This is a genomic window from Mesorhizobium sanjuanii (genome assembly GCF_002529485.1).
GTDB lineage: Bacteria > Pseudomonadota > Alphaproteobacteria > Rhizobiales > Rhizobiaceae > Mesorhizobium > Mesorhizobium sanjuanii.
The window spans coordinates 1-14,660 of the sequence record NZ_NWQG01000253.1 but is presented as its reverse complement, the minus strand read 5'-3'; the positions used below and the strand labels follow the sequence as shown (position 1 = coordinate 14,660).

The following is a 14,660-nucleotide window of genomic DNA, read 5'->3' as shown; positions in this document are numbered from 1 at the left end:
CTTTCCCTATGAGGAAACCGACGACCAGCAGACGGCGATCGATTCCGTCATGGACGATCTGGGCGCCGGAAAGCCGATGGACCGGCTGATCTGCGGCGATGTCGGCTTCGGCAAGACGGAAGTTGCGCTTCGCGCCGCCTTCATCGCGGCGATGGAAGGGTTTCAGGTCGCGGTGGTGGTGCCGACGACGCTGTTGTCGCGCCAGCATTTCAAGACCTTTTCGCAACGCTTCTCCGGCCTGCCGATCCGCGTCGCCCAGGCTTCACGGCTGGTCGGCGCCAAGGATCTGGCCGAAACCAAGAAAGGCATCGCCGAAGGCACGGTCGACATCGTCGTCGGCACCCATGCGCTGCTCGGCAGCGCGATCTCGTTCAAGAATCTCGGCCTGCTGATCATCGACGAGGAGCAGCACTTTGGCGTCAAGCACAAGGAGCGGCTGAAGGATCTCAAGACCGATGTCCATGTGCTGACGCTGTCGGCAACGCCCATCCCGCGCACGCTGCAATTGGCGCTGACCGGCGTGCGCGAACTGTCGCTGATCGCCACGCCGCCGGTCGACCGCATGGCGGTGCGCACCTTCATCTCGCCTTTCGACCCGCTGGTCATCCGCGAGACGCTGCTGCGCGAGCGCTATCGTGGCGGACATTCCTTCTATGTCGTGCCGCGCATCAGCGATCTGGCGGAAATCCATGATTTCCTCAAAGAATCCGTGCCCGAGCTGAAGGTCGCCGTGGCCCATGGCCAGATGCCGCCCGGCGAGCTCGACGACATCATGAATGCCTTCTACGACGGCCAGTACGATGTGCTTTTGTCGACCACCATCGTCGAATCCGGCCTCGATATCCCGACCGCCAACACGCTGATCGTGCATCGCGCCGACATGTTTGGCCTGTCGCAGCTCTATCAGTTGCGCGGCCGTGTCGGCCGCTCGAAAGTGCGTGCCTACGCGCTGTTCACGTTGCCGGCCAATCGCAAGCTGACCGATACCGCCGAGCGCCGGCTGAAGGTGCTGCAGTCGCTCGACACACTTGGCGCCGGCTTCCAGCTTGCCAGCCATGATCTCGATATCAGAGGCGCCGGCAATCTTCTCGGTGAAGAGCAGTCCGGCCACATCAAGGAGGTCGGCTTCGAGCTCTACCAGCAGATGCTGGAGGAGGCGGTGGCCGAGGTGAAGGATTCCGGCGAGGTGCAGGATGGCGGCTGGTCGCCGCAGATCGCCGTCGGCACGGCGGTAATGATCCCGGAAAGCTATGTGCCGGACCTTCAACTCAGGCTGGCGCTCTACCGCCGCCTCGGCGATCTCGAAAATACCGAGGAGATCGATGCCTTCGGCGCCGAATTGATCGACCGTTTCGGCCCGCTGCCGGAGGAGGTGAAGCACCTCCTGAAGATCGTCTTCATCAAGGCTCTCTGCCGCAAGGCCAATGTCGAAAAGCTCGACGCCGGACCGAAGGGCGTCGTCATCCACTTCCGCAAACGCGAGTACCCCAACCCGGTCGGGCTGGTCAAATTCATCGGCGAGCAGGGTTCGCTGGCCAAGATCCGGCCGGATCACAGCGTCGTCTTTACCCGCGATTGGCCAACTGCCGAGAAGCGGCTTGCTGGCTCGGCGGTCGTCATGACCCAACTGGCACGGCTGGCGGAGAAGGCCGCGTAGCATATGCTCGCCGGGGTTTTCCGCATTCGCCAGGTGGTCAATTCCGGTCTAGAATAGGAAATCGGCTTCGTGTATGGAGCGCGATCCCCATATAGGGGCGGAACGGCGGGCGATGGCGTCCGCTTGAAACAGCGTTGGTGCAACGATGACGAAATGGTCGCCGAATTCTTGGAGAGCAAAGCCGATCCAGCAGGTTCCTGCCTATCCGGATCTCAATGCGCTGAAGAATACGGAAGCCCAGCTTGCCACCTTTCCGCCGCTGGTTTTCGCAGGTGAGGCGCGCAAGCTGAAGAAGCAGCTTGCGGCTGTCGCGGCCGGTGACGCTTTCCTCCTCCAGGGCGGTGACTGCGCCGAGAGTTTCGCCGAGCATGGCGCGGACAATATCCGCGACTTCTTCCGTGTCTTCCTGCAGATGTCCGTCGTGCTGACCTTCGCCGGCGCGCAGCCGGTGGTGAAGGTCGGCCGTGTCGCCGGCCAGTTCGCCAAGCCGCGCTCGTCCGACAGCGAGACCAAGGGCGGCGTGACGCTGCCGAGCTATCGCGGCGACATCATCAACGGCATCGAGTTCGACGCCAAGTCGCGCATTCCCGATCCCGCACGCCAGGAGATGGCCTACCGCCAGTCGGCGGCGACGCTCAACCTGTTGCGCGCCTTTGCGCAGGGCGGCTATGCCAGCCTGGAGAATGTGCACCAATGGATGCTCGGCTTCGTGTCCGACAGTCCGCAGGGCGAGAAATACGGTGCGCTCGCCAACCGCATCACCGAGACGATGGACTTCATGAAGGCCGTTGGCATCACCTCGGAGACCAATTACGCGCTGCGCGAGACCGATTTTTATACCAGCCATGAAGCGCTGCTGCTCGGTTACGAGGAAGCGCTGACCCGGGTCGATTCGACCTCGGGCGACTGGTACGCCACGTCGGGCCACATGATCTGGATCGGCGACCGCACGCGCCAGCCCGACCATGCCCATGTCGAATATTGCCGCGGCATCAAGAACCCGCTCGGCCTGAAATGCGGTCCGTCGCTGACCCCGGACGGTCTTTTGCAGCTCATCGACTTGCTCAATCCGGAGAACGAGCCGGGACGGCTGACCCTGATCGCGCGTTTCGGCTCTGACAAGGTCGCCGAGCATCTGCCGAAACTGGTGCGGGCGGTGAAGAAGGAAGGCCGCAGCGTGGTGTGGTCGTCCGACCCGATGCATGGCAACACGATCGAGGCTGCAGGCTACAAGACGCGGCCGTTCGACCGCATCCTGAAGGAAGTGCAAACCTTCTTCGAGGTGCATCGCGCCGAAGGCACGCATCCGGGCGGCATTCACGTCGAGATGACCGGCAAGAACGTTACCGAATGCACCGGTGGCGCCCGCGCCATCACGGCCGAAGAGCTGCAGGATCGCTATCACACCCATTGCGACCCGCGCCTCAACGCCGACCAGGCGATCGAACTGGCCTTCCTTGTGTCGGACCTGCTCAAGAAGAGCCATCCGGTGCAGCACAAGCAGGCCGTCAACGGCTAGTTTCGGTCACCATCGAAAATCAGGATCAAAAGGCGCTGGAGAAATCCGGCGCTTTTTGCTTGGGAATGGCTTCCCGGCGTAGCCTGCTGAATGTCGTATTTGCTCCAGCGCAGCCGCTGCAAAACTGGAATCCTGCCATAGACGAGGATTTCGAATGGAGACCACAATGGATGACAATCATAGCGGCTCGTGCCTGTGCGGCGCCGTCCGCTTCAAGACGCGCGGGCCTTTGCGCGGGGTGATTTATTGTCACTGTTCGCAATGCCGCAAGCAGAGCGGGCACTACTACGCTGCAACCAATGTCCCCGACGAAAACATCGAGATCGCCGGCGCCGAGAGCGTCGCCTGGTATGAAGCGTCGTCGTTTGCCAGGCGCGGCTTTTGCAAGACATGCGGCTCGGTGCTGTTCTGGAAGCCGCGGGAGGACGCCTATGTCTCGGTTCTGGCCGGGGCATTCGACAGGCCGACTGGGCTTCAAGGCGAATGTCATATCTTCGTCGGCGACAAGGGCGACTACTACGCTATCGACGACGGGCTGCCGCAATTCGAGAAGTCGACACCGTCGCTCAGGGTCGCGGATGAATGAATTTTGGAGAGGCCGCCTTATTCCATTGATCGGGCCATTGCGATATCCCCTGCCGGTGATTCGAAAAGGGATTGGGCATGCAGCGGCTGATCGATGCTTTCTTCAATTCGGTACGGGCGTTCCGCAAACTGGCCGTCAGCGAAAAGGCTTTTCAGCAGGAGCTGATGCTGCTGGTGCTTGCCCTGCCGCTTGGCTGGTTCGTTTCGGTTTCGTGGCGCGGCTATGCCTTGCTGGTCGGCGCGGTGCTGCTTTTGATCATGGTCGAGGTGCTGAACACCGGTATCGAGGCTGCGTGCGACGCCTTCAGCCGGGAGTTCAATGTCGATATCCAGCTCGCCAAGGATTGCGGCTCGCTGGCGGTGCTGATCTCGGTGGTGATCGTCGCCGGCGTCTGGGGCATCGCCATCATCGAGCGGATCACGGGGCTACCGATCTGACGCTCTAGCATCCTTGTCGCGTTCCTTGCCGGCGAAGTGACGAGCGACGAACCAGGCAAGGCCGGCCACGGCAAGGCCGATCGCCAGAGCGATCAGCAACCGCTCGTGACGGGCAAGCGTCTGGCCGACGATGCGTTCGGCGCCTAGCCCGAAGACATAGCCGACGGTGCCGAACAATGCCGCCCAGACCAGCGAGGAGATGGCGTTGAGGATGACGAAGCGCGCCACCGGTATGCTGGCGAAGCCGGCGGCGATGCCGCCGACCAGACGCATGCCATAGATGTAGCGGTTGGACAGCACGAAGATGTTGGGATGGCTCGAGACGAGGCGGTAGGCATGGCTGAAGCCGGGCCGGCCTTTCAACTTGATCACGAACGGGTGGTCGGCGAAGCTTCTTCCGAGGATGAAGAAGAAGGTGTCGCCGACAAAGGCGCCCGTGGCTGCCGCCAGAAAGGCCTGCCAGAGACCGAAGACGTGCTGATGCGCGAAGAATCCGCCGAGGATGGCAGCGCTTTCGCCTTCGGCGACACAGCCTAGAAAGACGGCGATCAACCCATACTGTTCGATGAAATGATGGATGATCTCCGTCATGAAGACGTACGCTGCTTCGACAGGATGTCGTCGATGCGCTTGACCTGTTCGGCCAGCTTGGCGATCTCGTCGCGCATGCCGATGATCTGGCCGTGGCGCAGTTCGTCGAGCTTTTCATGCAGCGCCATGATCTCGATCTCGGCCTTGAGGTTGACCTCATAGTCGTGGGTCGCGTCGATACGGTCGCGCTCGGTCTGGCGGTTCTGCGCCATCATGATCACCGGCGCCTGCAGGGCAGCGACCATGGAAAGCACGAGATTGAGGAAGATGAAGGGGTAGGGATCAAAGGCATCACGCGTCAAAAGCCAGACATTGCCTGCCGTCCACAGGATCAGGAAGGCAATGAACGCCAGAATGAAGGACCACGAGCCGCCGATCCGGGCGATAGTGTCGGCCAGACGATCGCCAAACGTCTGGTGAATGGCGACGGCCTTGTTGGTGTCCCTCGAAATCGTGGTGCGCTCGAGCGCCGATTGCAGAACCCGGTTTTCGAGCGCGCTCAGACCATCCGGCTTTCGCTTCAGCCAGCGGTTTGCCAGGTCGTCGATCGTCTTGTTCATCGTCGCCTCCTTCGTCAGCGATAGAGGTAGAGGCTGCCGGTTCATCCGGGAAGTGGTAGATTGACGCGACGGGGTGAGGAAACAACGATGAATTTTCAGAAAATTCGCGCCCGCGCGGCAGAACGCAAAGGTGGCGAGGCCTCATTGGCATCGTTGCTCGGACCCGTGCCTGACAACGCCGCCGTGGCTGACACTACCGACGACCGGATCCTGTCGACCATGGCCGGGCGGGTCTTTGCCGCCGGTTTCGTCTGGCGGGTCATCGAGCAGAAATGGCCGGGTTTCGAAGAAGCCTTTCTCCACTTCGAGCCGAAGCGGCTATTGTTCCAGCCCGATGATTTCTGGCACGACCTGGCCTCCGACCAGCGCATCGTGCGCAATCCGCAGAAGATCAAATCCGTCCGAGACAACGCTGCCTTCGTCGAGCGGGTGTCGAAGGAGCATGGCGGTTTCGGCAAATTCCTCGCCGATTGGCCGGCGGACGACCAGGTCGGGCTGATGGCCTATCTCGGCAAACATGGCAGCCGGCTCGGAGGCAACACCGGCCAGTATTTTCTGCGCTGGCTGGAATGGGACGCCTTCATCATCTCCGCCGACATGGCCGCCGCATTGCGCGACGCCGGCCTCGACATCGCCGAAAGCCCGACCTCGAAGCGGGATCTCGACAAGATCCAGGCTCAGATCAACGCCTGGGCGGCGCAAACGCGGCTACCGCGCCGGCATATTTCGCGCATCCTGGCGATGTCGATTGGCGAAAACCATTCGCCGGAGTCGCTGCGCGAATATATGGGCGAATAGACCGAGCATTGGTCCAAGCGAACGCCATTGCCCGGCGAATTTTGCCGCGCTAAGTCAGCAGGCATGACCAAGACCACCGCTCCCGATATCCTGCGCATCGCCATCGCCCAGCTCAACCCGACGGTTGGCGATATATCAGGCAATCTCGCCAAGGCGCGCGAGGCGAGGGCGGACGCCGCCCGCCAGGGCGCCGACCTCGTGCTGTTCACCGAACTCTTCCTCGCCGGCTATCCGCCTGAGGATCTGGTGCTGAAGCCGGCCTTCCTGAAGGCATGCGAACGGGCGGCGCAGGACTTCGCCAGCGACACCGCCGATGGCGGTCCCGGCGTCATCATCGGCACGCCGCTGAAGCGCAAGAGCGGCACGCACAATTCGATCATTTTTGCCGATGGCGGCAAGATCCTTGCCGAGCGCTACAAGCTCGATCTGCCGAACTACGGCGAGTTCGACGAAAAGCGCGTCTTCCAGGCCGGACCTGAGCTCCAGGGGCCGGTCAATTTCCGCGGCGTGCGCCTGGGAATCCCGATCTGCGAAGACATCTGGGGCGATGTCGCCGTCTGCGAGACACTGGCCGAAAGCGGCGCGGAAATCCTGCTGGTGCCGAACGGCTCGCCCTACTATCGCGCCAAGATCGACGTTCGCCATCAGGTCGTCATCCGCCAGGTCATCGAGTGCGGCCTGCCGATGATCTATGCCAACCAGCTTGGCGGCCAGGACGAGCTGATCTTCGACGGCGCCTCGTTTGCCATAGGTGCCGACAAGACGCTGGCCTTCCAGATGAGCCAGTTCGAGGAGGCGGTCGACGTCACCACCTGGAAGAGGACGCCCGATGGCTGGGTGTGCTCCGAAGGGCCGATGTCGAAGATTCCCGAACGGGAAGAGGCGGACTATCGCGCCTGCATGCTGGGCCTGCGCGATTACGTCAACAAGAACGGCTTCAAGAACGTCGTGCTTGGCCTTTCCGGCGGCATCGATTCGGCGATCTGCGCGGCCCTTGCCGTCGATGCGCTGGGCGAGGAACGGCTGCGCGCCGTGATGATGCCCTACCGCTATACTTCGAAGGATTCGCTGAAGGACGCCGAGGATTGCGCCCGCGCGCTTGGCTGCCGTTATGACATCGTGCCGATCTTCGAGCCGGTCGAGGGATTTTTGCACACGCTGACGCAGCTTTTCGAGGGCACCAAGGAAGGCATCACCGAGGAAAACCTGCAAAGCCGCGCGCGCGGCACCATCCTGATGGCGATCTCCAACAAGTTCGGCTCGATGGTCGTCACCACCGGCAACAAGAGCGAGATGTCGGTTGGCTACGCCACGCTCTATGGCGACATGAATGGCGGCTTCAATCCGATCAAGGACCTCTACAAGATGCAGGTCTATGCGCTGTCGCGCTGGCGCAACTCGCATGTGCCGCCGGGCGCGCTCGGCCCCTCCGGCGAGGTGATCCCGAAGAACATCATCGACAAGGCGCCGTCGGCGGAACTGCGCGAAAACCAGACCGACCAGGATTCGCTGCCGCCTTATCCGGTGCTGGACGACATATTGGAGTGCCTGGTCGAGAACGAGATGGGCGTTGACGACATCGTCGCGCGCGGCCATGACCAGGCGACGGTGACGCGCATCGAGCACCTGCTCTACATCGCCGAATACAAGCGCCGGCAGGCAGCACCCGGCGTGAAGATCACCAGGAAGAATTTCGGCCGCGACCGCCGCTATCCCATCACCAACCGGTTCAGGGATCGGAGCTAGGCTGGCCGTGCCTGGATGCGAGATCAGCTTCGATGTGTCGCGGATCGATTTCCGGGCGACCTCCGACCTGTTGATGACGAGCTACTGGGGCACCGGGCGCAGCGACGAAATGCACCGCCGCGCCTTTGCCAACTCGCTCTGCGCCGGCGCTTACATCGGCGGCAAACAGGTCGGCTTCGGCCGCGCGATCACCGACCGCACGGTGTTTGCCTATCTTGCCGACATCATTGTCTGGCCCGGGCATCGCGGGCGAGGGATCGGCACGCGGCTTGTCCAGGCGCTTATCGATCATCCAGACTGCAAGACGGTCACACATTGGAGCCTGGCGACCAACGACGCCCACGCGGTCTATGAAAAGCTCGGCTTCAAGCCGTCCACCGATGGCCGTTATATGCGGCTCGACCGCATCCCGGCAGGCTGAGCAAGCGGCACAACCCGCGATTGTTGCAAAATCGTCTCACTGCCTAGACCAGATGCGGTTTGGATCGCCTGCTATCTTGGCGAAGCGTTGAGGCATCTCTATAAGAGCGTCTCCGCGATTCCCCTTTAGGAGGAACCGAATGCCACGATTTGACATCGTTATGCGAGGCCGCGAAGCCTAGGTCTTGGTCAGTGCGCCGCGAGGGTTCCCCTTCGCGGCAAAGGCTGAACCGAGGACAGGCATTTGCCGCTGCCGTTCGCCACCTCCGGGCGAACCCCCAAATATGCAGAACCTCCGCATTCCTGGGCGCCAACTGGCCCTAACGCGGTTTTTTCAATTTTCGACCTTACCGGGACCGGGCTCGTTTGAGCCCGGATGACATCATGGCTCGTTTTCAAATCGATTTGCGCGCGAGCGCCTTTCGCAGCGTTCTTGGTTTTACGTTCGGCCATTGGCGGCGTCAGCCCTGGCGGCTTTCGCTCATCATGGGCACTTTCCTGCTGTCGACCTCGGCCGACGTGCTGACGCCGCTCTATTCCGGCCGACTGGTCGACGCCGTCGCCAGCAGTGCTGCGGCCGATGACATCGCGTGGAACGCAGCGGTGGCGGCGTTTTCCATGCTGGTGGCGTTGGCGCTCGCGGGCGTCGTTCTGCGCAACATCGCCTTCATGGGCATCACGGACCTGACGCTGAAGATGATGGCCGACATTGCCGCCGACGCCTTCCACCGCGTTCAACGGTTTTCCACCGACTGGCATGCCAACAGCTTCGCCGGCTCGACCGTGCGCAAGATAACGCGCGGCATGTGGGCGCTCGACCTGCTCAACGACACGATCCTGATCGCGTTGCTGCCGTCGCTCGTCATGCTGATCGGCTCGACGCTGCTGCTCGGCTGGTTCTGGCCGATGATGGGCGTGGTGGTCGCCGCCGGCTCGGTGCTGTTCATCGCGGTGACCGCAATGCTGTCGCTCGGCTATGTCGCGCCTGCGGCAAGGCTTGCCAATGCCTGGGATACGCGCCTTGGCGGCTCGCTGGCCGACGCGGTGAGCTGCAATGCCGTAGTCAAGGGTTTCGGCGCCGAGACGCGCGAGGAAACGCGCCTTGCCAAAGTGGTCGCCAAATGGCGTGCCCGCACGCGGCGCACCTGGGTGCGCGGCACCCTCAACGGCACCACGCAAGGGACGATGCTTTTGCTGCTGAGGACGGCGGTGATCGGATTTTCGCTGCTGCTGTGGTCGTGGGGGCAGGCGAGTGCCGGCGATGTCGCTTTCGTGCTGACCTCGTTCTTCGTGCTGCAAGGCTATCTCCGGGATATCGGCACGCATATCCGCAATTTGCAGCGCTCGATCAATGACATGGAGGAACTGGTCGACTTCCAGTCCGAACCGCTCGGCATCGAGGACTGGCCCGGCGCCAAGCCGATCCGCATCACCGACGGCCGCATCGCCTTCGACAACGTCACCTTCCACTATGGCAGCCATCGGCTGCCGCTCTACCGCGACTTCTCGGTGGATATCGCGCCGGGTGAACGCGTTGGGCTGGTCGGCCATTCTGGCTCGGGCAAGACGACCTTCGTCAAGCTGATCCAGCGCCTTTACGACGTGAACGCGGGGCGGATCCTGATCGACGGCCAGAATATTGCCGAGGTGGCGCAGGCGTCGCTGCGCGGGCAGATCGCCATCGTCCAGCAGGAGCCGATCCTGTTTCACCGGTCGCTGGCCGAAAACATCGCCTATGCCCGGCCGAGCGCCAGCCAGGCGGAGATCGAGCATGCGGCGCGGCTGGCCAGTGCGCACGACTTCATCGCCGACCTGCCGAAGGGCTATGGCACGCTGGTCGGCGAACGCGGCGTGAAGCTGTCCGGCGGCGAGCGCCAGCGGGTGGCGATCGCGCGCGCTTTCCTCGCCGATGCCAGGATCCTCATCCTGGATGAGGCGACGTCCAGCCTCGATTCGGAATCGGAGGTGCTGATCCAGCAGGCGATGGAGCGGCTGATGGTCGGCCGCACCACGCTGGTCATCGCGCACCGGCTGTCGACGGTACGGGCGCTCGACAGGCTCTTGGTATTCGATCGCGGCCGCATCGCCGAGGAAGGATCGCATGGCGAACTGATCCGGCTGAAGGATGGCATCTACCGCCGGCTTTTCGAGCGCCAGGCGCTGGAACTGACCAAGGGAATGGTGATTTGACTGCTACAGCGCCGCGTGGATCAAGTGTTGGAGCTACTTGTGCCCAGGTGGACTCAGGTCGCTCTCATGGACCACGCGGCGCTGCAGGCTTTTCATTTCCGCCGTCATATTCTATGTCTGCGGCAGCGCGCGGGGGCGTGTCTTGTCAACACCGAAAGCATCCGGTACGCCCCGCTCATGACAGTTACCGTCCGTTTTGCCCCGTCGCCCACCGGCCGCATCCATATCGGCAATGCGCGCACCGCCCTGTTCAACTGGCTGTTTGCGTTGAACAACAAGGGCCGCTTCATCCAGCGCTTCGACGACACCGACGTCGCGCGCTCGACGCAGGAATTTTCCGACGCCATCCTCTATGATCTGCATTGGCTGGGCATTTTTCCGGATGCCACGGAATACCAGTCGCGGCGTTTCGAGATCTATGACGCCGCGGTGGAAAGGTTGAAGGCGGCGCGCCTTGTCTATGCTTGCTATGAAACGCCGGAAGAGCTCGATCTCAGGCGCAAGGTGCGCCGCACGCGAGGCCTGCCGCCGGTCTATGGCCGCGAGGCGCTGACGCTGACGCGCGATCAGGTCGCCGAGTACCAGTCGGACGGCCGCCGGCCGCACTGGCGCTTCCTCCTGCCGAATTTCACCAGCGATCCCTTGCAGCCGGAGCGTACCGAAATCCACTGGAACGATCTGGTGCGCGGCGAGGAAACCGTCGACCTGGCCTCGGTCTCGGATCCGGTCGTGCGGCGCGAGGACGGCACTTATCTCTACACGCTGCCTTCGGTGGTCGACGATATCGAGATGGGCATCAGCCATGTCATCCGCGGCGATGATCATGTCACCAATACCGGCGTGCAGATTGCGCTCTTCCAGGCGCTCGGCGCCGAGCCGCCGGTGTTCGGCCACCACAATCTCTTGACCACCAGTACGGGCGAGGGGCTGTCGAAGCGAACCGGCGCACTGTCCATCGAAAGACTGCGCGAGACCGGCATCGAACCGATGGCGGTCGCCTCGCTGGCCGTACTCGTCGGCACTTCGGAAAATGTCGTGGCGGTGCCCGATATGAACGGGCTTGCCGAGCGCTTTGATCCAGCCGCAACGTCGAAATCCGCCGCCAAATTCGATCCGGACGAGCTTTTCGTGCTCAACCGCACACTGCTGCACAACATGCCGTTTTCCGAGGCGCGCGACCGGCTGATCGTACTTGGCATATCAGGCGAACAGGCCGAGCCATTCTGGCTCGCCGTGCGTGGCAATGTCGACAGGCTGGCCGATGCGGCAATCTGGTGGCGCACGCTTCGCGAAGGCCCGCAGGAGCCGCCTGAGTTTTCCGACGAAGACCGCGATTTTCTCCATCAGGCGTTCGACCTTCTGCCGGAAGATCCGTGGAACGGCTCGGTCTGGAAGAACTGGACGGGCAAGATCAGGGAAGCCACGGGGCGCAAGGGCAAGGCGTTGTTCATGCCGCTCAGGCTGGCACTTACCGGACAGAATTCGGGGCCGGAACTTGCAGATCTATTGCCGCTTTTGGGTCGGGAAGGAACGCTGGCCCGACGACCCTGATCTTGCGCTGCTCCGGCGGCGGCAAGGTCGACGCCACGGGCTTGACGGCCAGGCGCTTGATGGCTTCACGGTCGAGCCCGCCTTCGGCGTTGGCCAAGGTCTCGGGATCGGCGCCCGGATCGGGCTTGGCGACAGGCACTGGAATGAACGGTTCGGCTTGCGTATCGGCCTGCGACTGTTCAGGACTTGGCGGCTTGCCGGCAATGACTTCGAAATTCTGTGCCGCGTTGCAGCCGCAGGCCGGCGGGCGTGAGGACTGTTTGTAGAGATAGGCGGTCGGCAGTTCGCGGTAGGGCCTGCCGGTGGCCGACGACGTCATGTCAGCCGAATCGCCATCCTGGCCGCGCGTGTAGAACACTTGCATCTCGGTGCCGGGACAGCTCGAATCGCAGTTCTTCTGGTCGCGCTCGAAATCGCCCATCGAGGCGGCATTCGACATCGGGAAGAAGTAGCCATCGCAGGTGCGCACGCAAACCGTGCGGAATTCGCCGCCAAGGCGTGGCAGGTCCATCCGGTCGGGCTGGTTGATCATGGCGCGGATGCCGCGTTGTTCGCCGGGATGGCTCTCCGGCGCTTCGGGTTGTCTTTTGTCGCCGTCCAGGAGCCGATCAAGCAGATTGCCGTCGCCGTCTTCTCGGTTTGCTTCCCGCAGCGGCGCGCGCTTCGGAGCGACAATGCTGTCGCGGCAGCCATTGGCATCGAGCGCGGCCAATATGCGGGCGCGATCGCGCCGCGAGCCGCCGCCGGCGAGTTGCGCCCGCTTGGTCTCCAAGGCGTCGAGATTGGCGTTCATGCGGTCGAGCGTGGCGTCGCGCGCGGCGCAGGCGTTTTCATTGCGGCTAAACAGCGAGAAGCCGCAGCCGGACTGGTTGCTGGCCTTTGCGATCTGCTGGCGTTGCCGGACGATCGCGTCGTCATATTTCCTGAGCAGAGCCGGCTTGCCGCCGCCACGCGAGGCGGACGCCAGATCGGCTTCCAACTGCCGGCAAACACGGGAGGCGGCCTGCGACTGGGTGACGGCAAGACTGGACAACGCCAAGGCGGCAAGCAGCGCCGCCGCACGCGTCAGCTTCCACCCTGCGCCCATCATTTGCCCAGAACTCCGTTTCCCGCCGCCAAAGCTACCGCGATTGCAGTTAACTGTTTGTTTAGCTTACCGCCGAAGACGGGCTCAGCCCAGATTTACTATCGCCTGAGCCTTGTGGGCCGCTTCGACCACGGCGAGCGCGGTCATGTTGACCACGCCGCGCGACGTCACCGACGGCGTCAATATGTGCGCTGGCCTGTCGGTGCCGAGCAGGATCGGCCCGACATGCAGAGCATCCATCATGGTGCGCAGCGCGGTTAGCGTGATGTTGGCGGAGTCCAGATTGGGGAATACCAAGAGGTTGGCTTCGCCTTTCAGCCGCGAATGTGGATAGACGCGCTGGCGCAGAGGCTCGGACAAGGCAGTATCGGCATGCATCTCGCCGTCGCATTGCAGGTCCGGCGCAATGCGCGCCAGGATCGCCGCAGCCTGCCGCATCTTCAGAGCGCTGGGTGAATCGCGCGAGCCGAAATCCGAATGCGAGAGCAAGGCGGCCTTCGGTTCGATACCGAAGCGCTGGATTTCTTCCGCCGCCAGCACCGTCATCTCGGCGATCTCCTCGGCCGTCGGGTCGACGGAGACGTGGGTGTCGGTGAGGAAAATGATACCGCGCTGCGAGATCAACATCGAAAGCGTCGACAAATCGTGGTCCTTGATGCCGGCGCGTGGGCCGATGATCAGGGTGACGTTGCGCAGATGCCGCTCGAAACGGCCTTCGAGGCCGCAGACCATGGCGTCGGCATCGCCGCGCTTCAGGGCGAGGGCGGCGATGACCGTGTTGTCGGTACGCACCATGGTGCGCGCGGCCTCTGTCGTCACGCCGCGGCGGCCGGCAAGTTCGATCAGCAGATCGACATAGTGGCGGTAGCGGGGATCGTCCTCAGGGTTGATCAGGCCGAAATCGACGCCCGGCTTGATGCGCAGCCCGTAGCGTTTCAGCCGGACTTCGATGACATGCGGGCGCCCGATCAGGATCGGTTCGGCGATGCCTTCCTCCAGCACGACTTGCGCGGCGCGCAGCACGCGCTCGTCCTCGCCGTCGGCATAGATGACGCGTTTGGCGTTCGACGTCTTGGCCATCGAGAACACCGGCTTCATGACCAGGCCTGAGCGGAAGACGAAGCGGTTCAGCTGGTCGATATAGGCGGCGAGGTCGGTGATCGGCCGTGTGGCGACGCCGGTGTCGCAGGCAGCCTTGGCCACCGCCGGCGCGATGCGCAGGATCAGCCTGGGGTCGAAGGGCGAGGGGATCAGGAAATCCGGCCCGAAGATCGGCGTCTCGCCGGAATAGGCGCGGGCGGCGACATCGGACGGCTCTTCGCGGGCCAGCGCCGCAATCGCGCGCACCGCAGCCATCTTCATCTCTTCGTTGATGGCGCTGGCGCCGCAGTCCAGCGCGCCACGGAAAATGTAAGGAAAACAGAGTACGTTATTGACTTGATTGGGAAAATCGGAACGGCCGGTGCAGATCATCGCGTCAGGTCGTGCCGCCCGCGCCGCTTCCGGCATGATCTCGGG

The 14,660-nt window shown here is 62.9% G+C and carries 13 protein-coding genes; 9 read left to right on the top strand and 4 right to left on the bottom strand.

All coding sequences use genetic code 11. The annotated features are described in order from the left end of the window. The 4 genes from CN311_RS29615 to CN311_RS29600 all read left to right on the top strand — a co-directional run. Window positions 1-1,657, top strand: a 1,657-nt coding sequence (locus CN311_RS29615) for a TRCF domain-containing protein (RefSeq protein ID WP_133117287.1), incomplete at its 5' end; no start/stop codon positions are given. Between the two features lie 145 nt (window positions 1,658-1,802). Further along, window positions 1,803-3,176, top strand: coding sequence for a class II 3-deoxy-7-phosphoheptulonate synthase (locus CN311_RS29610; RefSeq protein ID WP_097577153.1), 1,374 nt, complete (start codon window positions 1,803-1,805; stop codon window positions 3,174-3,176). 166 nt (window positions 3,177-3,342) lie between these two features. Continuing rightward, window positions 3,343-3,762, top strand: coding sequence for a GFA family protein (locus tag CN311_RS29605; protein WP_097577154.1), 420 nt, complete (start codon window positions 3,343-3,345; stop codon window positions 3,760-3,762). A gap of 77 nt (window positions 3,763-3,839) precedes the next feature. After that, the gene (locus tag CN311_RS29600; protein WP_097577152.1) at window positions 3,840-4,199 is read left to right on the top strand and encodes a diacylglycerol kinase; all 360 of its coding nucleotides are present in this window, start codon (window positions 3,840-3,842) and stop codon (window positions 4,197-4,199) included. On the opposite strand, the gene CN311_RS29595 is transcribed toward CN311_RS29600, so the two are convergent. Together CN311_RS29595 and CN311_RS29590 are read right to left on the bottom strand one after the other, a co-directional pair. Continuing rightward, window positions 4,188-4,790: a DedA family protein gene (locus tag CN311_RS29595; RefSeq protein WP_097577151.1), complete on the bottom strand. Its 603-nt coding sequence runs from the start codon at window positions 4,788-4,790 to the stop codon at window positions 4,188-4,190. The genes CN311_RS29600 and CN311_RS29595 overlap by 12 nt on opposite strands. Next, window positions 4,787-5,350: a DUF1003 domain-containing protein gene (locus CN311_RS29590; protein WP_097577150.1), complete on the bottom strand. Its 564-nt coding sequence runs from the start codon at window positions 5,348-5,350 to the stop codon at window positions 4,787-4,789. Before CN311_RS29590 ends, CN311_RS29595 begins: the two co-directional genes overlap by 4 nt. 87 nt (window positions 5,351-5,437) lie before the next feature. On the opposite strand from CN311_RS29590, the gene CN311_RS29585 reads away from it, so the two are divergent. The 5 genes from CN311_RS29585 to gltX all read left to right on the top strand — a co-directional run bounded on the left by CN311_RS29585 (window position 5,438) and on the right by gltX (window position 12,055). Further along, window positions 5,438-6,148: a DNA-3-methyladenine glycosylase I gene (locus CN311_RS29585; protein ID WP_097577149.1), complete on the top strand. Its 711-nt coding sequence runs from the start codon at window positions 5,438-5,440 to the stop codon at window positions 6,146-6,148. 63 nt (window positions 6,149-6,211) lie between these two features. Beyond that, window positions 6,212-7,894 carry an NAD+ synthase gene (locus CN311_RS29580; RefSeq protein WP_097577148.1) on the top strand — a complete coding sequence of 561 codons (1,683 nt, stop codon included), beginning with the start codon at window positions 6,212-6,214 and terminating at the stop codon, window positions 7,892-7,894. Between the two features lie 7 nt (window positions 7,895-7,901). Continuing rightward, entirely contained in the window at window positions 7,902-8,315 is a 414-nt protein-coding gene (locus CN311_RS29575; RefSeq protein ID WP_097577147.1) for a GNAT family N-acetyltransferase, read from the top strand. 383 nt (window positions 8,316-8,698) lie between these two features. Continuing rightward, window positions 8,699-10,504: an ABC transporter ATP-binding protein gene (locus tag CN311_RS29570; RefSeq protein WP_097577146.1), complete on the top strand. Its 1,806-nt coding sequence runs from the start codon at window positions 8,699-8,701 to the stop codon at window positions 10,502-10,504. A gap of 177 nt (window positions 10,505-10,681) precedes the next feature. Beyond that, entirely contained in the window at window positions 10,682-12,055 is a 1,374-nt protein-coding gene (gene gltX / locus CN311_RS29565; RefSeq protein WP_097577145.1) for a glutamate--tRNA ligase, read from the top strand. Here gltX and CN311_RS29560 read toward each other — a convergent pair. Then, window positions 11,973-13,145, bottom strand: a complete 1,173-nt coding sequence (locus tag CN311_RS29560; protein WP_097577144.1) for a DUF2865 domain-containing protein — start codon at window positions 13,143-13,145, stop codon at window positions 11,973-11,975. The two genes, gltX and CN311_RS29560, sit on opposite strands and share 83 nt — an antisense overlap. 81 nt (window positions 13,146-13,226) lie before the next feature. Continuing rightward, the coding region (locus CN311_RS29555; protein WP_280954058.1) for a phosphate acyltransferase at window positions 13,227-14,660 on the bottom strand (1,434 nt) is incomplete at its 5' end.